The sequence below is a fragment of the Streptomyces viridosporus genome (assembly GCF_002078235.1).
GTDB lineage: Bacteria > Actinomycetota > Actinomycetes > Streptomycetales > Streptomycetaceae > Streptomyces > Streptomyces viridosporus.
In genome coordinates, this window is sequence record NZ_MSGP01000032.1 from 209 (window position 1) to 23,256 (window position 23,048).

General features: G+C 73.5%; 22 protein-coding genes and 1 pseudogene. 15 read left to right on the forward strand and 8 right to left on the reverse strand.

Going from position 1 to position 23,048, the window contains the following annotated elements:
- From B7L92_RS02380 to B7L92_RS02395, 4 genes are all read left to right on the forward strand, one after another.
- On the forward strand, window positions 1-765 hold a 765-nt coding region (locus B7L92_RS02380; protein ID WP_255310719.1), incomplete at its 5' end, for an SCO0930 family lipoprotein.
- Between the two features lie 338 nt (window positions 766-1,103).
- Complete coding sequence (locus B7L92_RS02385; RefSeq protein ID WP_081235845.1) at window positions 1,104-1,916, forward strand: SAM-dependent methyltransferase; 813 nt, start codon at window positions 1,104-1,106, stop codon at window positions 1,914-1,916.
- Window positions 1,913-4,057 carry a putative bifunctional diguanylate cyclase/phosphodiesterase gene (locus B7L92_RS02390; RefSeq protein ID WP_081235846.1) on the forward strand — a complete coding sequence of 715 codons (2,145 nt, stop codon included), beginning with the start codon at window positions 1,913-1,915 and terminating at the stop codon, window positions 4,055-4,057. Before B7L92_RS02385 ends, B7L92_RS02390 begins: the two co-directional genes overlap by 4 nt.
- A 48-nt stretch (window positions 4,058-4,105) precedes the next feature.
- A complete protein-coding gene (locus B7L92_RS02395; protein WP_081235847.1) occupies window positions 4,106-4,492 on the forward strand; it encodes a nuclear transport factor 2 family protein in 387 nt (128 codons plus the stop codon).
- A gap of 75 nt (window positions 4,493-4,567) precedes the next feature.
- On the opposite strand, the gene B7L92_RS02400 is transcribed toward B7L92_RS02395, so the two are convergent.
- A complete protein-coding gene (locus B7L92_RS02400; protein ID WP_081235848.1) occupies window positions 4,568-5,452 on the reverse strand; it encodes a LysR family transcriptional regulator in 885 nt (294 codons plus the stop codon).
- 131 nt (window positions 5,453-5,583) lie between these two features.
- Here B7L92_RS02400 and B7L92_RS02405 point away from each other — a divergent pair, with 131 nt between their 5' ends.
- From B7L92_RS02405 to B7L92_RS02430, 6 genes are all read left to right on the forward strand, one after another.
- Window positions 5,584-6,255 (forward strand): succinate dehydrogenase, encoded by a 672-nt coding sequence (locus tag B7L92_RS02405; RefSeq protein WP_016823523.1) that lies wholly within the window; start codon window positions 5,584-5,586, stop codon window positions 6,253-6,255.
- A gap of 2 nt (window positions 6,256-6,257) precedes the next feature.
- Window positions 6,258-8,207, forward strand: coding sequence for a fumarate reductase/succinate dehydrogenase flavoprotein subunit (locus B7L92_RS02410; RefSeq protein ID WP_081235849.1), 1,950 nt, complete (start codon window positions 6,258-6,260; stop codon window positions 8,205-8,207).
- Window positions 8,204-8,953, forward strand: coding sequence for a succinate dehydrogenase/fumarate reductase iron-sulfur subunit (locus tag B7L92_RS02415; protein ID WP_004979797.1), 750 nt, complete (start codon window positions 8,204-8,206; stop codon window positions 8,951-8,953). Before B7L92_RS02410 ends, B7L92_RS02415 begins: the two co-directional genes overlap by 4 nt.
- 248 nt (window positions 8,954-9,201) lie before the next feature.
- Complete coding sequence (locus B7L92_RS02420) at window positions 9,202-9,975, forward strand: GNAT family N-acetyltransferase (protein WP_081235850.1); 774 nt, start codon at window positions 9,202-9,204, stop codon at window positions 9,973-9,975.
- A complete protein-coding gene (locus B7L92_RS02425) occupies window positions 9,972-10,781 on the forward strand; it encodes a lysophospholipid acyltransferase family protein (RefSeq protein WP_081235851.1) in 810 nt (269 codons plus the stop codon). The genes B7L92_RS02420 and B7L92_RS02425 overlap by 4 nt, the downstream gene beginning before the upstream one ends.
- A gap of 103 nt (window positions 10,782-10,884) precedes the next feature.
- On the forward strand, window positions 10,885-11,922 hold the full coding sequence (locus B7L92_RS02430; RefSeq protein WP_081235852.1) for a DUF2382 domain-containing protein: 1,038 nt from the start codon (window positions 10,885-10,887) through the stop codon (window positions 11,920-11,922).
- 75 nt (window positions 11,923-11,997) lie between these two features.
- Here the strand turns inward: B7L92_RS02430 and B7L92_RS02435 are convergent, their stop codons facing one another.
- Window positions 11,998-13,017 (reverse strand): LLM class flavin-dependent oxidoreductase, encoded by a 1,020-nt coding sequence (locus B7L92_RS02435; RefSeq protein ID WP_081235853.1) that lies wholly within the window; start codon window positions 13,015-13,017, stop codon window positions 11,998-12,000.
- A 321-nt stretch (window positions 13,018-13,338) separates the two neighbouring features.
- Between B7L92_RS02435 and B7L92_RS02440 the strand changes: the two genes are divergently transcribed.
- Window positions 13,339-13,830, forward strand: a complete 492-nt coding sequence (locus B7L92_RS02440; RefSeq protein ID WP_081235854.1) for a phosphatase domain-containing protein — start codon at window positions 13,339-13,341, stop codon at window positions 13,828-13,830.
- Window positions 13,831-13,869: 39 nt separating this feature from the next.
- On the opposite strand, the gene B7L92_RS02445 is transcribed toward B7L92_RS02440, so the two are convergent.
- Window positions 13,870-14,085: a dodecin gene (locus tag B7L92_RS02445; RefSeq protein WP_081235855.1), complete on the reverse strand. Its 216-nt coding sequence runs from the start codon at window positions 14,083-14,085 to the stop codon at window positions 13,870-13,872.
- Between the two features lie 226 nt (window positions 14,086-14,311).
- On the opposite strand from B7L92_RS02445, the gene B7L92_RS02450 reads away from it, so the two are divergent.
- Entirely contained in the window at window positions 14,312-15,568 is a 1,257-nt protein-coding gene (locus B7L92_RS02450) for an extracellular solute-binding protein (protein ID WP_081235856.1), read from the forward strand.
- A gap of 21 nt (window positions 15,569-15,589) precedes the next feature.
- Here the strand turns inward: B7L92_RS02450 and egtD are convergent, their stop codons facing one another.
- Genes egtD through egtA form a run of 4 tightly spaced genes read right to left on the reverse strand, consistent with a single transcriptional unit; the run spans window position 15,590 to window position 20,035 of the window.
- Window positions 15,590-16,552, reverse strand: a complete 963-nt coding sequence (egtD, locus tag B7L92_RS02455) for an L-histidine N(alpha)-methyltransferase (RefSeq protein ID WP_081235857.1) — start codon at window positions 16,550-16,552, stop codon at window positions 15,590-15,592.
- Window positions 16,549-17,412, reverse strand: a complete 864-nt coding sequence (gene egtC / locus B7L92_RS02460; RefSeq protein ID WP_081235858.1) for an ergothioneine biosynthesis protein EgtC — start codon at window positions 17,410-17,412, stop codon at window positions 16,549-16,551. The genes egtD and egtC overlap by 4 nt, the downstream gene beginning before the upstream one ends.
- Entirely contained in the window at window positions 17,412-18,728 is a 1,317-nt protein-coding gene (gene egtB, locus B7L92_RS02465) for an ergothioneine biosynthesis protein EgtB (RefSeq protein ID WP_081235859.1), read from the reverse strand. The genes egtC and egtB overlap by 1 nt, the downstream gene beginning before the upstream one ends.
- Window positions 18,725-20,035: an ergothioneine biosynthesis glutamate--cysteine ligase EgtA gene (gene egtA / locus B7L92_RS02470; protein WP_081235860.1), complete on the reverse strand. Its 1,311-nt coding sequence runs from the start codon at window positions 20,033-20,035 to the stop codon at window positions 18,725-18,727. Before egtA ends, egtB begins: the two co-directional genes overlap by 4 nt.
- A 299-nt stretch (window positions 20,036-20,334) precedes the next feature.
- Here egtA and B7L92_RS02475 point away from each other — a divergent pair, with 299 nt between their 5' ends.
- Complete coding sequence (locus B7L92_RS02475; RefSeq protein ID WP_081235861.1) at window positions 20,335-21,228, forward strand: TIGR02452 family protein; 894 nt, start codon at window positions 20,335-20,337, stop codon at window positions 21,226-21,228.
- On the opposite strand, the gene B7L92_RS02480 is transcribed toward B7L92_RS02475, so the two are convergent.
- Window positions 21,182-21,652 (reverse strand): type II toxin-antitoxin system PemK/MazF family toxin, encoded by a 471-nt coding sequence (locus B7L92_RS02480; protein WP_081235863.1) that lies wholly within the window; start codon window positions 21,650-21,652, stop codon window positions 21,182-21,184. The genes B7L92_RS02475 and B7L92_RS02480 overlap by 47 nt on opposite strands.
- Window positions 21,653-21,831: 179 nt before the next feature.
- Between B7L92_RS02480 and B7L92_RS02485 the strand changes: the two genes are divergently transcribed.
- Together B7L92_RS02485 and B7L92_RS43495 are read left to right on the forward strand one after the other, a co-directional pair.
- Window positions 21,832-22,800, forward strand: a complete 969-nt coding sequence (locus B7L92_RS02485; RefSeq protein ID WP_081235862.1) for an Acg family FMN-binding oxidoreductase — start codon at window positions 21,832-21,834, stop codon at window positions 22,798-22,800.
- Window positions 22,794-23,048, forward strand: a pseudogene (locus B7L92_RS43495) (hypothetical protein); the annotation flags it as partial. The gene B7L92_RS02485 and the pseudogene B7L92_RS43495, both read left to right, overlap by 7 nt.

Genomic DNA, 23,048 nt, shown 5'->3' on the forward strand with positions numbered 1-23,048 from the left:
GCTCGCCCGCCGTGTCCGCCGGGCCCGGCGGACACGGCGGGCGAGCTGGCCGTCTCCACCGACACCGAGCTCGGCGAGGTGGTGACCGACAGCCTCGGTCTGACCCTGTACCGCTTCGACCAGGACGCCGCGGAGCCGCCCAAGTCCAACTGCGACGGCGACTGCGCCGCGACCTGGCCGCCGGTGCCCGCCGACGACGCCACGGCCGGCAAGGGCATCGACGAGTCGCTGCTCGGCGAGGTCGTCCGGTCCGACGGCACCAAGCAGCTCACCATCGGCGGCTGGCCGGCCTACCGCTACGTCAAGGACGTCAACGCCGGTGACACCAAGGGGCAGGGGGTCGGCGGCAAGTGGTACGCGCTGAACCCCGAGGGCAAGAAGGCGCAGGCGGCCGAGCAGTTCGGCCTGTCCACCCGCCAGGACCCGAAGCTCGGTGAGATCGTCGTCGACAAGAACGGCATGACCGTCTACCGCTTCGCGAAGGACGAGGCCTGGCCGAAGCCGGTGTCGGCCTGCACCGGTGCCTGCCTGGAGAAGTGGCCGGTGGTGGCGCCCGTCGACATCAACGACACCAAGGGCATCCAGAAGAAGAACTACATGACCTTCACCCGTCCCGACGGCGCGAAGCAGCAGACCATCAACTGCTGGCCCATCTACACCTTCGCCGGTGATAAGGCTCCCGGCGACACCAACGGTCAGGGCGTCGGCGGCACCTGGTACGCCGTGCGGCCCGACGGAAAGCCGGTCGGCGCGCCGGAGAAGTAACCTCCCCAAGGTGTCGTCCACTTCGGACGCCGCCGACCCGGTCCGCCCCTCCGCAGCCCGCGGAGGGGCGGACCGTTTTGCCGTGGTTCACCGGAGCTCATGGAATTATCGGCTCCCTTCTCCTCGTACCGCCGTGTGTTTCCGGCTGTTCCCGGCTGTGTCGGAACTCTCCGGAATGCCGTGGACGCTTTTCGCGGGTCTCCACGGGGGCGCCCATTCGGCACGTGCCACCGGCAGTGACCGGGAACGGACGGTCAATTTCCGCTTGGGGTCGCCGCCTTGACGGGCGATCAGTAGCCTCTGCTCGAACACCGGATCGCCTACGCCTTGGAGAGATAATGGAACGTCCCGCCTGGGCCCCACGGAGCATCGACATCTCGGTGCCGAGCGTTTCCCGGATGTACGACTACTACCTGGGCGGTTCGCACAACTTCGAGGTCGACCGGGAAGCCGCCCGCAAGGCCATGGAGTTCATGCCGGGACTGCCCAAGATCATGCAGGCGAACCGCGCCTTCATGCGGCGGGCGGTGCGTTTCGCGGTCGACGAGGGCGTCACCCAGTTCCTGGACATCGGTTCCGGCATACCGACCTTCGGCAACGTCCACGAGGTGGCCCAGGCGGCCGACCCGGACGCGCGCGTGGTGTACGTCGACCACGACCCGGTGGCCGTGGCGCACAGCCAGGCCGTTCTGGAGGGGAACGACCGCGCGGGCGTGGTGGCCGCGGACCTCCGCAAGCCCCGGGAGATCCTGGACAGTCCCGAAGCAGGACGGCTGATCGACCTGAATCGGCCAGTGGCGCTGCTCCTCGTTGCCATACTTCACTTCGTGGAAGACGCGGACGACCCGTATGCGGCGGTGGCCGAACTGCGCGAGGCACTCGCGCCCGGCAGCCTGCTCGTGCTCACCCATGCCTCGTACGAGAGGATTCCGCTGCCGCCGGACCGGGCCGAGGGCGCGGTGGACGTGTACAGGAACATCCGCAACCCACTGATCATGCGCTCGCGCGACGAGATCGCGCGGTTCTTCGAGGGGTACGACATGGTGGAACCCGGACTGGTGCCGATGCCGCAGTGGCGGCCGGACACCGCACCGGAGGACGAGGATCCCTACGCCTTCTCCGGTTTCGCGGGCGTGGGGCGTACGGCGTGAGCGTGGAGCCGGACGGGCCGGAGGACAGACTGCGCCGGTTCGCGACGATCTGGAGCCGGGCGGTCTTCCCGGTGACCTCGACGTCGTCGACCCGGCCCGAGTTCGAGGCGCGGCTGCTGCCGCTGGCCCGGCTGCTCAGCGAGGCGCTGCGGGCCAGGTCCTTCGACCCGGACCCGGGCGAGGCGGTCGGCGCCGCGCTGGTGGAGGCGCACTGCACCGATCCCGAGGCGCTCAGCCGGACCCTGGACTGCGTGGACGCCTACCTTGTCCTGTACTGCGGCGAGGACGGCGACCGCGAGGACCTGCGGGCGCGCAGCGCCCGGCTCCAGCACGCCATGGCCGCCGGGTTCGCGCGGGCGCTGCGCCGGCGGACCCTGGCCGAGCAGGAGGCCGTCGCCCAGGCCGCGCTGCAGGCGCAGGGCGTGGTGGCGCAGGCGCTGCACGCCAGCGAGGCCCGGTTCCGCGCGGTCTTCGAAGGCGCGGCCATAGGGATCGGCATCGCCGATCTGGAGGGCAACATCCTGCAGGTCAACGGTGCGTTGCGGCGCATGTTCGGCCTGTCCGAGCAGGCCCTGCGCGGACGCAACGTCACGGAGTGGACCCACACCGACGACGCCCCGCAGACCTGGCGGCTCTACGAGGAGCTGGTGCGCGGCGAGCGCGAGCACTACCACCTCGAGAAGGCGTTCAACCGCCCCGACGGAACGGTCCTGTGGACCAACCTGACGGTGTCCCTGCTGCGCGACGCCGACGGCGCCCCGCAGTACCAGCTGGCCCTCATGGAGGACACCACCGAGCGGCGGCTGCTCAACCTCCGGCTGCGCTACGAGGCCACCCACGACGCGCTGACCGGACTGCCCAACCGGGCGTTCTTCTTCGAGCGCCTGGAGAAGGCGCTGAACGCCGGCGAGGGCCAGCGGTTCGGCCTGTGCTACCTGGACCTGGACGGATTCAAGACCGTCAACGACAGCCTCGGGCACGCGGCCGGGGACCGGCTGCTCGTCGAGGTCGCCGACCGGCTCCAGTCCTGCGCCACGGCGCCCGGGGAGATGGTGGCGCGGCTCGGCGGCGACGAGTTCGTGGCGCTGACCACCGGCCCCGACACCCGGCGCACGGTCGACGAGCTCGCCTCCCGCATCATGAACGCGCTGCTCGCCCCCATCAGCGTCGACGGCCGGGAACTGACCGTGCGCGGCAGCATCGGCATCGTCGAGGGACCGGCCGGGGAACGCAGCGCGGCGGAGGTGCTGCGCAGCGCCGACATCACCATGTACCGGGCCAAGTCGGCGGGCGGCAACCGGTTCGAGCTCGCCGACCCGGAGGCCGACGCCCGCGCCATCACCCGGCACGGGCTCACCACCTCGCTGCCGACGGCCCTGGACCGGGGCGAGTTCTTCATCGAGTACCAGCCGCTGGTGCACCTCGGCGACGGGAGCGTCCGCGGCGCCGAGGCGCTGGTGCGCTGGCTGCACCCGCAGCACGGCGTGCTGTCCCCGGACCGGTTCATCCCGCTCGCCGAGCACACGGGGCTGATCGTTCCGCTGGGGCGCTGGGTGCTCGAGCAGTCGGTGCGCCAGGCCCGCGAGTGGCGGGAGCGGCACGGGGGCGAGGAGGCCATGGGGCCCCTGCGCATCAACGTCAACCTCTCGCCCTGCCAGCTCACCCACCCCGGGCTGGTCCAGGACACCGTGGACATCCTGGAGCGCACCGGTGTGGAGCCGGAGGCGCTGTGCCTGGAGGTGACCGAGTCGGCGCTGATCGGCGCCGACGACGACCTGCTGAAGCCGCTGCGCCGGCTCGCCGAGATGGGCGTCGACATCGCCCTGGACGACTTCGGCACCGGCTACTCCAACCTCGCCAATCTGCGCCGGCTCCCGGTGAGCGTGCTCAAGCTGGACCGCTCGTTCACCCAGAGCATGCAGCAGTTCCCGGCCGACCCCGTCGACCTCAAGATCGTCGAGGGGATCGTCTCGCTGGCCCACAGCCTCGACCTGGCGGTGACGGTGGAGGGCGTGGAGACGGGCGCCCAGGCCGAGCAGCTGCGCATCCTGGGCTGCGACACGGCCCAGGGCTGGTACTACGCCCGTCCGGGGCCGCCGGAGCGGCTGCACGAGCTCGCCCTGGTGGACGCGTCGGGGTGAGGCGCAAACCGGTCGCGGACCGGCCGGACGATCGGTGATCCTGTGCGGATGACCCATGAAGCGGACGACGTGAACGAGGCGATCGCGGCCGAGCTGCGCCTCATGGACCCCGCCGTGCGATCCTCCCGGACCGAGGCCGCGCGCCTGCTGGACCCCGAGTTCACCGAGGTGGGCGCGTCGGGCCGGCGCTACACGTACGAGGACACGGTCGCCGGGCTGCCCGAGAAGCCGGGCAGCTCGGCGGACGGGCCGCTCTACGAGGCGTCGGAGATCACCGGCGTCCTCCTCGCGCCCGGTCTGGTGCACCTCACCTACGAGACCCGCTTCGACGGCCGCCGGGCCCGCCGCAGCTCCCTGTGGCGCAGGCGCGACGGGGAGACGGGCTGGCGCATGTACTACCACCAGGGCACCCCGGTACCGCCGGACACGGCCTGACCGGCGCGTCCCGAAGGGGCGCGGGCGGACCGGGGCCGGCCGCGGACGGCCCGGGCCCCTCCCGCGCCACCCGGCTCACCGCTCCAGCAGCATCCGCTGGAGCTCCCGGGCGGCCCGGGGCGGAGCCACGTCGCTGCGGTGGGCCAGGGCGATGGTCCGGTGCAGTCCCGGGCGGGCCAGGGGCGTCACCCGCAGGCCGTGCACGGACCGCGCGGCCACCATGCGCGGCACGACGGCCATGCCCAGCCCCGCCTGCACGAAACCCAGCACCGCGTCCATCTCGCCGCCCTCCACCGCGAACTCCGGCTCGAAGCCCTCCGCGCGGCACGCCGCCACGGTCAGCTCGCGCAGGTCGTAACCGTGCCGGAACATCACCAGGCGCTCGCCCTCCAGGTCGGCGATGCGCACGGCACGCCGTCCGTTTCCCGGTTTCGGGGCGTCCGGGGAGGAGACCACCACCAGGTCCTCGCGCAGCAGCTCCACCGTGGTGAGCGCGGGGGAGGGGGTCGGCAGGGGCAGGACGACCAGGGCCAGGTCCAGCGCGCCGCGGGCCAGCTCCCGTACCAGGTCGTGCGAGCCGCTCTCCTCGACCAGCAGCCGGATGCCCGGGTAGCGGTCGTGGAAGGCCCGCAGCACGTCCGGCAGCAGGCCGGTGCACAGACTGGGCGTGGCGCCCAGCCGCACCCGGCCGCTGCGCAGCTGCACCAGCTCCTGCACCTCGTGCCGGGCGGTGTCCGCGTCGGCCAGGATGCGCCGGGCCAGCGGCAGCAGCGCCTCGCCCGCGTCGGTCAGGGTGATGTTCCCGCGCGCCCGCAGGAACAGGTCCGCCCCCAGCTCCCGCTCCAGCGCCTTGATCTGCTGCGACAACGACGGCTGCGCGACATGGACCAGGTCCGCGGCCCGGGTGAAGTGCCGGGTCTCGGCGACCGCCACGAAGTACTGGAGCTGCTGGAACTGCATTCCGCCATTCTAGCCGCTTCATAGAGAAGGCCTATTGAAACAAGGTGGACCATGTCTTGGACCGATAGGGCCTTCCGGCCCTAGCGTTGTGTGACATGGCTCTGGCAACGCGGACGGACCGACGGCCGTCCATGGCGCGCACCGTGTGGGACTCGACCGTCGGCAAGAAGACAGTGATGGCCGTCAGCGGCCTGATCATGCTGCTGTACCTGGTCGCCCACATGATCGGGAACCTGAAGATCTTCTTCGGGGCCGACGAGTTCAACCACTACGCGCACTGGCTGCGCACCGTGGGCGAGCCGCTCATGCACTACGAGTGGACGCTCTGGGTGATCCGCGTCGTGCTGGTCGTCGCGGTCGTCGCCCACGCCGTCTCCGCGTACCAGCTCAGCCGCCGGGACATCAGGGCGCGGCCCAGCAAGTACGTGCACAAGAAGCCGCGGGCCAGCTACGCCACGCGCACCATGCGCTGGGGCGGGATCATCCTCGGCCTGTTCATCGTCTGGCACATCCTCGACCTGACCACCGGCACCGTGCACTCCGGTGGCTTCGAGGCGGGCAAGCCCTACCAGAACGTGGTGGACACCTTCTCCACCTGGTACGGCAACGCGATCTACATCGTCGCGATGCTCGCCGTCGGCCTGCACATCCGGCACGGCTTCTGGAGCGCCGCCCAGACCCTCGGCGTCGGCAGCCGTACCCGGGACCGTGCCCTGAAGGCCGTCGCCAACGTCCTCGCGCTGCTGCTCACGGCCGGCTTCCTCGCCGTGCCCGTGGGTGTCATGACCGGAGTGGTGAGCTGAACATGACTTCCTACACCGACTACACGACCGGTGCGCCGGTCGCCGACACCAAGGCCCCCGACGGCCCGGTCCACGAGCGCTGGGACAAGCGCCGCTTCGAGGCCAAGCTGGTCAACCCCGCCAACCGGCGCAAGCACACGGTCATCGTCGTCGGCACCGGCCTGGCCGGCGGCTCCGCCGGGGCCACGCTCGCCGAGCAGGGCTACCACGTCGTCCAGTTCTGCTACACGGACTCCCCGCGCCGGGCCCACTCCATCGCGGCGCAGGGCGGCATCAACGCGGCGAAGAACTACCGCAACGACGGCGACTCCGTCCACCGCCTGTTCTACGACACCGTCAAGGGCGGCGACTTCCGGGCCCGCGAGTCCAACGTGCACCGCCTCGCGCAGATCTCCGTGGAGATCATCGACCAGTGCGTGGCCCAGGGCGTGCCCTTCGCCCGCGAGTACGGGGGCCTGCTGGACACCCGCTCCTTCGGCGGCGTCCAGGTCTCCCGCACCTTCTACGCCCGCGGCCAGACGGGCCAGCAGCTGCTGCTGGGCGCCTACCAGGCGCTGTCGCGGCAGATCGCGGCCGGCAACGTGGAGATGCACCCGCGCACCGAGATGCTCGACCTGATCGTCGTCGACGGGCGGGCGCGCGGCATCGTCGCCCGGGACCTGATCACCGGGAAGATCGACACCTACTTCGCCGACGCCGTCGTCCTCGCGACCGGCGGCTACGGCAACGTCTTCTACCTGTCGACGAACGCCATGAACTCCAACGCGACCGCCGTCTGGCGGGCGCACCGGCGCGGCGCGTACTTCGCCAACCCCTGCTTCACGCAGATCCACCCCACCTGCATCCCGCGCACCGGCGACCACCAGTCGAAGCTGACGCTGATGAGCGAGTCGCTGCGCAACGACGGCCGGATCTGGGTGCCGAAGGCCAAGGGCGACGACCGTCCGCCGAACAGGATCCCCGAGGACGAGCGCGACTACTACCTGGAGCGCATCTACCCCTCCTTCGGCAACCTGGTGCCCCGTGACATCGCCTCCCGCGCCGCGAAGAACGTCTGCGACGAGGGCCGGGGCGTGGGCCCCGGCGGCCAGGGCGTCTACCTGGACTTCGCGGACGCCATCCGGCGGATGGGCCGCAAGGCGGTGGAGGCCAAGTACGGCAACCTCTTCGACATGTACCAGCGGATCACCGACGAGGATCCGTACGAGGTGCCGATGCGGATCTACCCCGCCGTGCACTACACCATGGGCGGCCTGTGGGTCGACTACGACCTGCAGACCACCGTCCCGGGCCTGTTCGCGGTCGGCGAGGCCAACTTCTCCGACCACGGCGCCAACCGCCTCGGCGCCTCCGCGCTGATGCAGGGCCTGGCCGACGGCTACTTCGTGCTGCCGGCGACCATCAACGACTACCTGGCCCGCAACCCGCGCCAGGGCGAGGTCACCCCCGACCACCCGGTGGTGCAGGAGGTGCTGGCCGAGACCGAGGACCGGCTGAACCTGCTGCTGTCCGTCGACGGCGACCGCACCCCCGACTCCTTCCACCGCGAACTCGGCGAGCTCATGTGGGAGTTCTGCGGGATGGCCCGCTCCGACGCCGGCCTGCGCAAGGCGCTGGAGCGCATTCCGCAGATCCGCGAGGAGTTCTGGCGGCGCATCAGGGTGCCCGGAACCGGCGAGGAGTTCAACCAGTCGCTGGAGAAGGCCAACCGCATCGTCGACTACCTCGAACTCGCCGAGCTGATGTGCCTGGACGCGCTGCACCGCTCCGAGTCCTGCGGCGGCCACTTCCGGGAGGAGTCCCAGACCCCCGACGGCGAGGCCGCTCGCAAGGACGAGGAGTTCGCGTACGCCGCCGCCTGGGAGTTCACCGGGACCGGCACGGCACCCGTCCTGCACAAGGAAGACCTGGTCTTCGAGTACGTCCACCCCACACAGCGGAGCTACGCATGAAGCTCACCCTGCGCGTCTGGCGGCAGAAGAACGCCGACGCCGAAGGCGCCATGTCCACGTACCAGGTGGACGGCATCTCGCCCGACATGTCCTTCCTCGAGATGCTCGACACCCTCAACGAGGAGCTCATCCTCAAGGGCGAGGAACCGGTCGCCTTCGACCACGACTGCCGCGAGGGCATCTGCGGCGCCTGTTCGCTCGTCATCAACGGCGACGCCCACGGGCCCGAGCGCACCACCACCTGCCAGTTGCACATGCGGTCCTTCAAGGACGGCGACACCATCGACATCGAGCCGTGGCGGGCCGCCGCCTTCCCGGTGATCAAGGACCTGGTGGTCGACCGTTCCGCCTTCGACCGGATCATCCAGGCCGGCGGCTACATCTCCGTCCCCACCGGTTCCGCGCCCGACGCCCACGCCACGCCCGTGCCGAAGCCGGACGCCGACTTCGCCTTCGAGCACGCCGAGTGCATCGGCTGCGGCGCCTGCGTCGCGGCCTGCCCCAACGGCGCGGCGATGCTGTTCACCTCGGCGAAGGTCAACCACCTCAACGTCCTGCCGCAGGGTGCGCCCGAGCGCGAGACCCGGGTGCTGGACATGGTGGCGCAGATGGACGAGGAGGGCTTCGGCGGCTGCACCCTCGCCGGCGAGTGCGCCACCGCCTGCCCGAAGGGCATCCCGCTCACCTCCATCACGGGCATGAACAAGGAGTGGCTGCGAGCGACCCGGAAGGCGGCCAAGAAGTAGCGGCGGGGCCGCACGGGAGAGACGTTCGCCGACACGAGGCGGACGGGCGGGGCCGGGATGGTGCTCATCCGGCCCCGCCTCGTATTCCGGACGGGGCCGGCACGCCCGTCGTTCAACATCCCCACATCCGCGCTCCCGGCACAGGTCACGCGGGCGCCAACCGGCGCGGGAAGAACAGGAGCGGCGGGCCGCACGTCCCCCGGTCCGCCTCCGCTCCGCCGAATCCGGCCCGTGCCCAGGAGTCAGCCATGACCGGCGTCACCACGCTCCACCGCCCCCCGCAGCCCGCGGCGCCCACCCGTTACACCGTCGCCCTCGCCCGTGACGAGGAGGACGTGCGCGCCGCCCAGCGGCTGCGGCACGACGTCTTCGCGGGGGAGCTGGGCGCCCTGCTGTCCACCCCGCAGCCGGGGCTGGACATCGATCCCTTCGACGCGTACTGCGACCACCTGCTGGTGCGCGAGGAGGTGAGCGGCCAGGTCGTCGGGACGTACCGGCTGCTGCCGCCGGAGCGCGCCGGGATCGCCGGACGGCTCTACGCGGAGGGCGAGTTCGACCTCTCGGCACTCGACGCGATACGGCCGGACCTCGTCGAGGTGGGCCGTTCCTGCGTGCACCCCGGCCACCGCGACGGCGCGGTCATCGGGCTCATCTGGGCCGGCATCGCCCGCTACATGACCGAGCGCGGCCACGCCTGGCTGGCCGGCTGCTGCTCCGTCCCCCTGGCCGACGGGGGCGCGCTCGCCTCCGCCACCCGGGACCGGGTGCGGGCCGGGCACCTCGCGCCCGAGGAGTACCGCGTACGCCCGCGGCTGCCCTGGCTGCCGAAGGCCGACGGCCTTGCCGCCGCCGGTGAACTGCCCGCCCTGCTGCGCGGCTATCTCCGCCTCGGCGCCTGGGTCTGCGGGGAGCCCGCGCACGACGTGGACTTCGGCGTCGCCGACTTCTACGTGCTGCTGCCGATGCACCGGGTCAACCCCCGCTACCTGCGGCACTTCCTCTCGCTCGTCCCGGCCCGATGAGCCTCTGGCTGCCCGGCGCCCCCTGCACCCCGCGCGGCTGCGTGGAGCCCGCGGCGGCCGCCGCGGCCGTGCCGAGGGCGGTGCGGGCGGTGCTGCGGCTGACCGCCGTCGGTCTCCTGCTCCTCACCGGGATCGCGCTGCTGCCGCTCGGGCGGCGGATCCCCGCGCGCTCGGTGCGCCGGTGGTGCCGCTGGATCGTGCGGGCCGCCGGGGTCCGGGTCCGCGTCACCGGGGCCGCCGCGCCCACGGGCGGACTGCTGCTCGTCGCCAACCACATCTCCTGGCTCGACGTGCCCCTGCTCGCCGCGGTCCGTCCCGCCCGCATGCTGGCCAAGTCCGAGATACGGCGCTGGCCCGTGGCGGGTCCGCTGGCCGCGCGGGCCGGCGTCCTGTTCATCGACCGGGACCGGCTGCGCACCCTGCCGGACACGGTCGCCCGGATCGCCGGGGCCCTGCGCGAGGGCGCGGCGGTCGGGGCCTTCCCGGAGGGCAGCACCTGGTGCGGCCGGGCCCAGGGGCACTTCCGCCGCGCGGTCTTCCAGGCCGCACTGGACGCGGCGGTTCCGGTCCAGCCGGTCCGCATCCGCTACCGGACCGCACAAGGGGATCCGGTGACCGCCGTGGCCTTCGTCGGCGACGACACCCTGCTCGCCTCGCTGTGGCGGGTGGTCTCGGCCCACGGGGTGATCGCCGAGGTCGAGGCGGGAGCCCCGATCCTCCCGGAGGGCCGCACCGACCGCCGTGCCCTGGCCGCCGCCGCTCAGCCGGAGGCCGACCCGGCGCGGGGGCACGGCCACCCCCGGTGAGCACTGTGGAAAAATAAGCGCTCTTTGTGCCGTATGTGCCGTTTTCGGGCGGCTGATCCGGAGAACCGGAGAACAGCGACCCCCGAAGGGAGGGTGATGCAAGATGATCACCCGCGAAGAGATCGCGATCCTGCTGGACAACCCCGTGTACGACGGGGACGGCAACAAGATCGGTGACGCGAAGCACGTCTTCCTCGACGACGTGAGCGGGCGCCCCGAGTGGGTGACCGTCAAGACGGGCATGTTCGGTTCCAGCGAGTCGTTCGTTCCCATCCGTGACGCCTCCCTGGTGCAGGACCACCTCGAAGTCCCGTACCGCAAGGACAAGATCAAGGGCGCGCCCCACGTCGACATCGACGCGGGCGGTCATCTGTCGGCGGACGAGGAGCACCGCCTGTACGACTACTACGGCATCGACTGGGGCAGGATGCTGGCCGATCCGGAGCAGCCGGGCGGCCGCGACCGGGCCGCCGGCACGGGCACGGCGGGAGCGGCCGGAGCGGCCGGAGCGGCGGGCGCGGCCGGAGCGGCGGGCGCCGCCGGAGCCGCGGGCGCGGCCGGCCGGCGCGGTGCCCCGACCAGGGCGCCCGGCGACATGCCCGGGACGGCCGGCGGCACGACGGGCACGAGCGGCACGACCGGGGCAGCCGGGGCGGCCACCGGTACGACCGGGGCGGCCGGGACCGCGGGCACGACCGGCCGGCGCGGCGAGACGCGCGCGGGCGGGCGCGACGCCATGACCCGTTCCGAGGAGCAGATGCACGTCAGCGTCGAGCGCCACGAGAGCGGGCGGGCCAGGCTGCGCAAGTACGTGGTCACGGAGGAGGTCCAGCAGACCGTGCCGGTGCGCCACGAGGAAGTGCGCGTGGAGCGCGAGCCGATCACGGACGCCAACCGCGGCGAGGCGATGTCCGGCCCGGACATCACCGAGGACGAGTACGAGGTCACGCTGCACGAGGAACGCCCCGTCGTGGAGACCGAGGCGGTACCGGTGGAGCGGGTACGGCTCACCACGGAGGAGCGGGTCACCAACGAGACCGTGCGCGGCCGGGTCCGCAAGGAGCGCATCGAGGCCGAGACCGAGATGAAGGACGACACCGGGCGGCCGGGCCACGACGTCCCGAAGCGGGGCCGCGAGTAGACCCGCACTCACCCTCCTTCGTCCGCGGCGCTCCGGTGGGATCCGCCTCGACGGCGCCCCACTCGGGTGTGGCCGTCACCGGCGCGCCGTCCCGCCGTCGAGACCCGCGACCGCGGCGAGCCGCCGGTAGGAGTCCAGCAGGGCCTCGCGGTCGTAGGTGCTGGTGGTGACGAGCACCTCCTGGGCGCCCGTCTCCTTCAGCACCGACTCCAGCGCGTGCGCCACCTGCTCCTCGGTGCCGGCCACCTGGCCGGCGAGCCCCGACTCGTAGAGGCCGCGCTCCCGGGCGGTCATCGCGAGCGGCTCGACGCGCTCGGCGGGCGGCAGCGGGGGGAAGGTGCCGTGCGTGCGGGAGTGCGCCATCGACCAGGCCTCCGGCACCAGGAGCCGCCGGGCCTCCTCGGGCGTGGCGGCCACGGCGACCGTGCCCGAGACGACGACGTACGGCTCGCTCGCCCAGACCGAGGGGCGGAAGCGGGCGCGGTAGTGGTCGATGCCGCGGAGCATCCGGTCGCGGTCGCGGAGGTCACCGATGACCAGGGGCAGGCCCGCGCGGGCGGCGATCGCGGCGCCCTCGCCCATGGCCAGCACGAACGGCGGCACGGTCAGCCCCTCGGCCGGACGGGCGCGCACCCCGGTCGGAGAGGTGCCGCAGAACCAGCCGAGCAGTTCGTCGAGCTGGGCCGCGAAGTCCTCCGCGTCGCCCTTGTCGCGCCCCAGCGCCTTGCGCACCCCGTCGGTGAAGCCGACCGAGCGGCCCAGACCCATGTCGATGCGTCCCGGGAAGAGCGACTCGAGCACCCCGAACTGCTCGGCCACCACCAGCGGCCGGTGGTTGGGCAGCATGACCCCGCCGGTGCCGACGCGGATGGTCCGGGTCGCCCCGGCCACGGCGGCGGCCAGGACGGTCGGCGCCGAACCGGCCACTCCCGGCACCCCGTGGTGCTCCGCGACCCAGAAGCGGTGGTAGCCGAGCCGCTCCACCTCCCGCGCCAGGCGCACGGTGTCGCGCAGCGCCTCGGGACCGGTGTGTCCCTCGCGGATGCGGGAACGGTCGAGGACGGAGAAGCGGGCCGAGGTGATCGGGGAGCTCATACGAGGTTCAACACCTGCCGGGCCCGGGGATTCCTCACGGCACGAGGTCGTGGCCGAGGCGGAACGGGTTCCCCGGGTCGTGGCACCACGGGTTCCCCGGGGCGTGGCGCCGCTTCACGGCGGTGAGCCGGGCGCGGTCGCCTCGGCAGTCCGTCCGGACGCGGTCCTGGCCGTCCGGGGTGAGGAGAGAGGGGGGGCCGGGCCGTTGAGGGGGGCGGTACGCCTCGTCCCGCGCCTCCCGGTCCGCGGGCGTCCCGCGGCAGCCGTTCGCGCACCGGCGGTGCCCGGCCCGCCGGGCGCCGCGGGGCCTAGGCTGGCGGGGTGACCGAGAGCAGCAGGCGCCCACTGGCCGTGTTCGACCTGGACAACACCCTCGCCGACACCGCGCACCGGCAGCGGTTCCTGGAGCGCAGGCCGCGCGACTGGGACGCCTTCTTCGCCGCGGCCCCCCGCGACGCGCCGCTCGCCGAGGGCATCGCGCTGGCGCACGAGAGCGCGCGGGAGTGCGAGGTCGTCTACCTCACCGGGCGGCCGGAGCGCTGCCGGCGCGACACGCTGGACTGGCTGGCCGCCCAGGGGCTGCCCGAGGGGAAGGTGCACATGCGCGGCAACGCCGACCGCCGGCCCGCCCGGTACACCAAGCTGGAGATCCTGCGGCGCCTCGCCCGCACCCGGGAGATCCGCGTCCTCGTGGACGACGACGAACTGGTCTGCGAGGACGCCCGGCGGGCCGGCTTCACCGTCGTCCGGGCCCGCTGGGCCGCTCCGTCCGGGGAGCTGAGGGCGGCGCAGGAGCGGGAAGGGCGGACCTGAGGGCCCGTGGCCTCCCGGCGCGCCCGAGGCGCGGCCGGCTCATGCCGCGTCCTCCAGGCGGAAGCCGACCTTCAGCCCCACCTGCCAGTGCGCGACCCGGCCGTCCTCGATCTGGCCCCGCACCTGGGTCACCTCGAACCAGTCCAGATGGCGCAGGGTCCGCGAGGCGCGCTCGATGCCGTTGCGCACGGCCTGGTCCACGCCGTCGGGTGAGGTGCCGACGATCTCCGTCACCCGGTAGATGTGGTTCGACATGCGGGTGCTCCTCTTCCTGGCGGCTCCCACCCGCACGGGCGGTGCCTGTGTCGCACGTGATTCCACCGTGCCCCACGAGGCGGTGACGCGCGAGACGTCGGCCCCGTTCGCCCGACCCCTTGACCCCCCGCATTGGTCCATACCAAGATGCAGGCACCCGCACGAGCTCCCGCTCGCCCCCCACGCCGGGCCCCGCCCTGTCCACCAGACAGAAACAGGACCCCTCGTGAGACGTCGTCTGCTTGCCCTCGTCTGTGTGTCGGCCTTCCTCCTCACCGGCTGCGGCCTGGTGCCCGGGGGGACCGAACGGCGCACGGTCACCGTGTGGCTGATGAAGCACAGCGCCTCGCAGGAGTTCCTGGACCGGTTCACCGAGGACTTCGAGCGCACCCACCCCGACCTCGACGTCGACATCCGGATCCAGGAGTGGACCGGTATCGGCGAGAAGGTGCAGACCGCCCTGGAGACCGCCGGGCCGGACGGCCCCGACGTCATCGAGGTCGGCAACACCCAGGTCGCCCAGTACGCGGAGGGCGACGGACTGCTCGACCTCACCCTGGAGTCGATCCGGGACTGGGGCCGCGACGACTGGCTGCCCGGACTCGCCGAGCCGGGGCGGTGGGGGACCCAGCAGTACGGCATCCCCTGGTACGCCGCCAACCGCGTCGTCATCCACCGCAAGGACCTCTTCCGGCAGGCCGGCATCACCGCCCCGCCGAAGACCCGGGACGAATGGCTCGCCGTCACCGAGAAGCTCGACACCGGCCCGAACCAGGGCATCTACCTGGCCGGACAGGACTGGTACACGCTCGCCGGATTCATCTGGGAGGAGGGCGGGGAACTCGCCGAGGAGCGGGACGGCGTCTGGCGGGGCACCCTGGACAGCCCCGCGGCGCTGCGCGGGATGGACTTCTACCGCCGGCTGCAGGCCCTCGGCGACGGACCGGTCGACGCCGACGAGGAACACCCGCCCCAGGCGGAGGTGTTCGCCGAGGGCCGGGTCGCGCAGATCGTGGCCGTGCCGGGACTCGCGCGGGTCATCCTCCAGCAGAACCCGGACCTCGAGGACGAGTTGGGCTACTTCCCCGTGCCCGGCCGGACCGCGGACAGACCCGGTGCCGTCTTCACGGGCGGTTCCGACCTCGTCGTCCCGGCGAACACCGACGACAAGGAGGGCGCCGTCGAGGTCGTCGCCGCGCTCACCGGCGCCCGGTGGAACACCGAGCTGGCCCGCACCATGAACTACGTCCCCAACAAGGCCGCGCTCGCCGACCCGGAGGCGGGGGAGGAGGGGGTCGAGGCCATGGTGGCCGGAGCCACCCGGGGCCGGGCGACCCCCATCACACCCGAGTGGGGCGCCGTCGAGGCGGACAACCCGATCAAGGAGTACATGACCAAGGTGCTCACCGGGGCCGACCCGGCGACGGAGGCCGGACGCGCCTCACGGCGCATCACCGAGACCCTCGACTTCGAGCCGGGGTGAGGGACGCCGGCGGGGCCGCCGTCAGCGCGCGACGCTCAGCGACAGCGCGAACCGCCCCGCCCCGTCCGTCCACCACCGGGTCAACTCCAGCCCGGCCGAACCCAGTTCGTCGCGCACTCCCTCCTTCCGGAACTTCGCCGACACCTCGGTGCGCAGGTCCTCGCCCGCCGCGAAGTCGACGGCGAGATCGAGGGCGGGGACCTTCACCGTCTGCGCGACACGGGAGCGCAGCCGCATCTCGATCCACTCGTGCCCGGCGTCCCAGAGCGCCACGTGGTCGAAGGCGGCCGGATCGAAGTCGGCGCCCAGCTCCCGGTTGATCACGGTCAGGACGTTCTTGTTGAAGGCGGCCGTCACCCCGGCCGCGTCGTCGTACGCCCGGACCAGCACCTGTTCGTCCTTCACCAGGTCCGTGCCCAGCAGCAGGGAGTCGCCCGGCGCGAGCAGGCCGCGCAGCGAGGCGAGGAACACGGCCCGCTCGGCGGGCAGCAGGTTGCCGATCGTGCCGCCGAGGAACGCCACCAGCCGCGGCCCCGGTGTCGCCGGCAGTGCCAGAGGGGCGGTGAAGTCGGCGATCAGCGCGTGCACGTCCAGCCCCGGCCGTTCGGCGACGAGCGCCCGCCCGGCCCGGGTGAGGGCGCTCTCGCTGACGTCGACGGGGACGTAGGCGCGCAGTTCGGTGAGGGCGTCGAGCAGGTACCGCGTCTTCTCCGAGGAACCGGAGCCCAGTTCGACCAGGGTGCGGGCACCGGCGGCCGCGGCGATCTCCTCCGAGCGGGCGGCGAGGATCTCGCGTTCGGCGCGCGTCGGGTAGTACTCGGGCAGCGCGGTGATCTCCTCGAACAGCTCGCTGCCGCGCGCGTCGTAGAACCACTTCGGCGGCAGCGTCCTGGGCCTGCCGGTCAGGCCCTCGAGGACGTCGGCGCGCAGCGCGGCGCCGGTGGCGTCCTCGGGCAGCGTGCGGGTGACGGCGAACGGACTCACGTGAGGGGCTCCTTCGCGGGGGTGGGTGCGTCGGTGGGCGCCGGGGCGTCGTCGGGCGCCTCGAGCAGGGGGACGCCGAACGGGGACGGGCCGGGTGCCGGACCCTCCGGCAGGGATCCCCCGATCGGGGTCAGCAGCACGTCCGTGCGGCTCGCCGTCAGCAGGGTGCGGTCGGGGACCTCGTGCCAGCGCGGATCGTCGTCGTACGGCTCGGAGGCCACGACGGTGCCGCCGCCGGGCCGGACGAGGTGCCACAGGGTGTCGCCCCAGGCCGTCGCGGTGACGGTGGCGCCGTCGGTGAGCAGCAGGTTGAGCCGGGAGCCGGGGGCCGCCGCGGCGACCTCCCGGACCGTGCCGGCCAGGGCCCGCGGCGCCGGGACACCGGCACGCAGGCGGGCGAGCACGAGGGCCCACACGAACGCCGAGTCGTTGCGGGCCTCCAGCGACAGCACGTCCTCGGCGGCCAGGGTCGGCACCAGGGGCGCGAGCGAGCCCGGCCAGCCCGGTACCGCGCCGTTGTGGCTGAACAGCCAGGTGTCCGCGGCGAACGGCGCCACCGCGGCCTCCGCGTCCGCGCCCGACAGCGTCGCGTCCCGTACGGCGGCGAGCAGCGCCGGGGCGCGGACCACCCGGGCGAGATCCGCGAACGACAGGTCGGCCCAGATCGGTCCGGCCCTGCGGTACCGGGCGGGCACCGGATCGCCCTGCGCGTACCAGCCCACGCCGAAGCCGTCGGCGTTGACCGTCCCGTACCGCTGCCGCCGGGGGGCCCAGGACTGGCGGTACAGGCCGTGCTCCGGCTCCACGAGCAGCCTGCCGAGCGGCTCCTCGGGCCCCACGTAGGCCAGGTGACGGCACATCAGGCGTCCGCCGAGCGCGCCGTGCGGAACCCGGAGAAGATCTGCCGCCGGATCGGGTAGTCCCAGTTGCGGAACGTGCCCCGGCAGGCGACCGGGTCCACGGCGAACGAACCGCCGCGCAGCACCTTGTACTCGGACCCGAAGAACACCTCCGAGTACTCCCGGTACGGGAACGCCCTGAACCCCGGGTACGGCAGGAAGTCGCTCGCCGTCCACTCCCACACGTCACCGATCAACTGCCGCACCCCGAGCGGTGACGCGCCGGCCGGGTAGCTCCCGGCGGGGGCGGGACGCAGATGCCGCTGGCCGAGGTTGGCGTGCTCGGGCCCGGGCTCGGCGTCGCCCCAGGGATAGCGCCTCGAGCGGTCGTCGGCCGGGTCGTACCGGGCCGCCTTCTCCCACTCGGCCTCGGTGGGCAGCCGCCGCCCGGCCCAGCGGGCGTAGGCGTCGGCCTCGTACCAGCACACGTGCAGCACCGGCTCGTCGGGCGGCACCACCTCGGTGGCACCGAACCGGCGGCGGAGCCACTGCCGGCCCTCCCGGCGCCAGAACAACGGCGCGGTCAGGGAGGCGCGGCGGACGTGGGCCCAGCCCTCGGCCGTCCACCAGCGCGGGTCGTCGTAGCCGCCGTCCTCGACGAACGCCAGGTAGGCGGCGTTCGTCACCGGGGTGGTGTCGATGAAGAAGGGCGGCACCTCCCGCCGGTGCGCGGGACGTTCGTTGTCCAGCGCCCACGGCTCGGTCGAGGTGCCCATGGTGAACGGGCCGCCCGGGACGAGGACCTCGGACGGGCCGGTGAACGGCGGCACCGGCTCCGGGTCCGGCGCCGTCAGGGCCCGCGGCCCCCGGCGCAGCTGATGGGTGATCAGCATGGTCTCGTCGTGCTGCTGCTCGTGCTGCGCGATCATCCCGAAGACGAAGCCCGCCTCCGTCAGCCGCGTCCCGTGGAACGAGGCGTTCTCCAGCACGTCCAGCGCACGTCCGCGCACGTCCGCGGTGTACCGGCGGGCCTCGTCCGGCGACAGCAGCGGCAGCTTCGGGCGTTCGGTGCGCGGGTGCTCGAAGGCGTCGTAGAGGCTGTCGATCTCGGGCCGTATCGCCTCCTGTCCGGCGACGGCCCGCAGCAGCCACTGCTCCTCCTGGTTGCCGATGTGCGCGAGGTCCCACACCAGCGGTGACATCAGCGGCGAGTGCTGCGCGGTCAGATCGGGCTCGTCCACGCAGCCGGTCAGCAACGCGGTGCGGTCCCGTGCGGTGAGCAGCGAGGCGACCGCGCGCTCACGCAGGACTTCGGCGTCGAGGGCGGGGTCGGTCATGAGGAGGTGTCCTTCCCGTGCGGTGGGGTGCCGTGCGGACCGCCGTCGCGCAGGCTGTCGAGCAGGTCGTCGGCCGGGCAGCGGCCCCGGGCGACGTAGCGGTCGTGGTACGCCGCGACCGCGTCCGTGACCTCGGTGGTGGCGCCGATCCGGGGCAGGGCCGGAAGCGCCGCCGCGAAACACGCGGCGGCCACCTCGCGCAGCTCCGGGTCGGCCGGCCCGACACGGGCCGCGTCCCGCCACAGCGGATTGTGCGGCGCGGGCAGGCCCCGGGCCCGCTCGGCCAGGGGCTTCACCGCCCGGTAGGCGGTCTCGGCGGCCTCCGGATCGTCGAACAGCGCCGCCGTCAGCGCCAGCGGCACGATCCAGCCGTCGTCGCCGGGCTGCGCGTCGATCATGCGCAGCTCCAGGTGTCCGCGCGGCCGGACCGGCGGGAACAGCGTCGTGACGTGGTAGTCGAGGTCCTCCCGGGTCGGCGGTCTGGGCACGCCGGACCTGGTCCACTCCCGGAAGGTCAGCCCCTCCGGAACGTCCCACGGCCCGCCGTCCCGCCGTACGCACATCACCGGCGCGTCCAGGACGTGCCGGACCCAGGCACCGCGCGGGTCGGCGTCCAGCACGGGGCCGCCCGCCCGGTCGGCGCCGATCTGCGTCCAGTGCAGCTGCCGCGTGGACCGCCACCCGGTCGGCCGGTCACCGGCGATCGGGGAGTTGGCGAACACGGCCACCAGGACCGCGCCCAACTGGTGCGCCAGCCACCAGCGCCGTACGTGGCCGAGGGGGCCGGGCTCCTCGTACCCGGCGTCCAGGCACACCTGCACGGAGGCGGAGGCGCACATCATCGCGCGGCCGGCGGGGCCGGTGCGGTCGAGACAGGTCTCCATGGCGTCGTAGCGCGGTTCGCGCAGGAACCGGCGCGGCGCCCGCCAGGGGTCGTGGCCGAGACCGACGAGGACCAGGCCGTCCTCGCGCAGGACCGCGCGGGCGGCGTCGAGGTCGGCGGAGACGGTACCGATGCACTCCATCAGGGAGGCGGCGGGCGGCGAGCTCAGTTCCAGCTGGCCGCCGGGTTCGACGGTGAACGCCGACCTCAGGGGCACGGTCCGCAGAGCGGCGTAGGCCGCTTCGAGCCGTTCGGGTGATACGGGGAGCCGCGGGTCGCGCGACTCGTGGACGAGCCATTCCACCTCGACGCCGAGGCGGTGCGGCGGTCCGGTCTTGAAGCAGATGCCCCGCACCAGGGCCTCCGCCTCGGCTTCCAGGACGGCGGTACGTGGTTCTGAACAGTCACCTGTCGGATCGGGCATCTCGGGATCCTCCTGAGATTCCACCATGCCGCCGGCCCGGAGCGCGGTGGCTCGGGCCGGCCTCAACGCGTCCACCCAAAGCCCTCGCACCGTTCGACACAAGGGCGCCTGGCGGCGCGTTTTGGACAGACAATCCTTCCGTTGCACCTGCTTTCCGGGACTTTCCCGTCGGTCTCCCGGCCTTCGGGGACGGAGAAAACTCCGTTGCGCCGCGCCACCAGCATCGCTCACGATGCCTGCATGAGCACGACGGGGGAGACCGCACGACGCGCGGTCACGGCGCGCACGGGGGTCGCGGCGTGAGCGCGCGCCTGCGCGGCATCGCGCGCGAGACCGAGCAGATCGTGGCCGCGGGCGGCTACCGCGCGCCGGACGGGCGCGCGGTGCTCCTCGGGGCGGCGATCGAGGCCGCGCGGGACGGCACGCGGACGTACGGGCCGGAGCCGGTCCCGTTCCCGGCGTTCCGGCCGGTGGACACCCGGATCGAGGTCACCGGCGAGAGCAGTCTCCAGGCCGCTCGACGGCTCGCGGACCGGGCGTCCGCCCCCGGCGGCGGGCCCGCCGTGCTGAACTTCGCCTCCGCCCGGAACCCCGGCGGGGGCTACCTCAACGGCGCCCAGGCCCAGGAGGAAGCGCTGTGCCGGGCCTCCGCGCTGTACACCTGCCTGCTGCGGGCCCAGGACCACTACGACCACCACCGCGCCCACCGCGACCCGTTCTACACGGACCGGGTCGTCCACTCACCCGCCGTGCCCGTCTTCCGCGACGACCGCGGCCGTCTCCTGGACGAGCCGTTCACCGTCGGCTTCCTCACCTCGCCCGCGCCCAACGCGGGGGTCGTCCTGCGGACGGCGCCGGAGCGCGCGGCGGAACTGCCCCGCGCCCTGGCGGTACGGGCCGAGCGCGTCCTGGAGACCGCCGTGGCCCACGGCTACCGGCGGCTGGTGCTCGGCGCATGGGGCTGCGGGGTCTTCCGCAACGACCCGGCCCAGGTGGCGGCGGCGTTCCGGTCGCTGCTGGAGCCCGGCGCGCGCTTCGCGGGCGCCTTCGCGCACGTGGTCCTCGGGATCTTGGACCGCACGCCCGGGAGCACGGTCCGCGCCGCCTTCGAGCGGACGTTCGCGGACCTCGCGCCGGAGACGGGGATCAGTTCCAGCCGTACCGCTCCCGCAGCCGCTGACGCACGAGGTTGAACCGCATCCGGTCCAGGGCGCACGCCTCCCGGCGCATGCCCTCCTCGTGCAGCCGCAGCACCCGGTCGACGGCGACCCACGACTCCCGTCCCGACCGGTCCCACGGCCCGCTGCCGAGCGGCACCCGGTCCCGGGCGGCTCTCCCCCCGTCCGCCCGCCCGGCGTCGGGCCGCCTGCTGGACAACTGCACGGCGAGGAACGTCCCGGCCGCCTCGCGGGCGACCACGAGCACCGGGCGGTCCTTGCCCCGGCCGTCGTTCTCCTCGTAGGGCACCCACGTCCAGACGATCTCCCCGGGGTCGGGATCGCCGTCGTACGCGGGCGAGTACTCGGTGCGCACCCGGCCCACCTCGTGGGGCGCGGCCTCGACGGTGGCGAAGGGGCCGTGGCGGCCCGGGGCGTCCTCAGGGCTGTAAGCGGTCACGGGCGTACCGTACGGGACGCCCGGGGCGATGCCGCCGGCCGCCCCGGACACGGGCTCCGCCCCCGCGGGTCCGCGCAAGGGTCGCTCGGCCCATGCGGCCGGAACCGGTCGACTCTCGCCCCGGCCCGGCACGGAGCGCAGGGTGGGCGGTACGGGGAGTCCTGGACGAAGGAGCCGACATGCGGACCCGGCCGGTGGATGCCACAGCCGTCGAGGCGTTGCTGACCGCGGCGGTCGCGGCGCCCTCGATCCACAACACCCAGCCCTGGCGGTTCGGCATGGACGCGGCCACCGGGACCGTCGAGGTGCGGGCCGACCGCCGCAGGATCCTGCCGTTCGCCGATCCCCGGGCGCGGGCGCAGCACCTGTCCGTGGGCGCGGCCGTGCTCAACCTCCGGGTCGCCGCGGCCCACTGCGGCTGGGACCCGGTCGTACGGCTCCTGCCGGACCCGTACCAACCGGACCTGCTGGCCACCGTGCTGCTCGCCGCCCCGGCCGCCGGGGACCCGTCGCCCCTGGCCGGCCTCCACGAGGCGGTGGGGCGGCGGCACACCAGCCGGATGCCCTTCACCGGCCGCCCGGTGCCGGACCCGGTGGTCGCCGAGATGACCGCCGCCGCGCGGGCCGAGGGGGCCCACCTCGACGTCCCGGACATCCCCGGGACCCGCCGTCTGCTGCGGCTGACCGCCGCGGGCGAGGCCCGCAACCGCGTCCACCCGGCCCGTGCCGCGGAGAGCCGGGCCTGGGTCACCGCCCCGGGCGCCGGCCTCCCCTACGGCATACCGCTGCCCGCCCTGGGGCCCAGGGACACGGGCGGGCGCATGCCGATGCGGGACTTCACCGGTCCGGTGTCCGGGCTGACACCGCCCGCGCTGCGCTTCGAGAGGCACGCCCAGGTGGGCATGCTGTGGACCCCGGGGGACCGGCGGGAGGACTGGCTGCGGGCGGGCCAGGCGCTGGAACGCGCCCTGCTCGTGGCGACCGTGCACGGGGTGCGCACCTCGATCCTGCACCAGGCGATGGAGTGGCCGGATCTGCGCGCGGCGACGGCCGGGACGAGGCGGCGCTGCTGCCCGCACCTGCTGATCCGCTTCGGCTACGGCCCGGACGGCGGTCGCACCCCCCGGGCGCGGCAGACCACGTGCTGAGGTCCACCGCGCGAAGGCGCACCGCGTGCGCGGGCTCCCGCTCCCACGGGTCCCGCGCACGCCCGTGCGTCCCGTCGTCCCGTCACCACCACGCCCCGGCGGACACGGTCGGTTCGGTCACCGGTGTCGCCGCCGCCGCCGGCGGCCTGGGCGGCTTCCTGCCCCCGCTGGTGATGGGCTCGCTCCACGGCGCCCACGGCTCCTACGCGCTCGGTCTGGTCCTGCTCGCCCTGGCGGCCGCGGCCGCC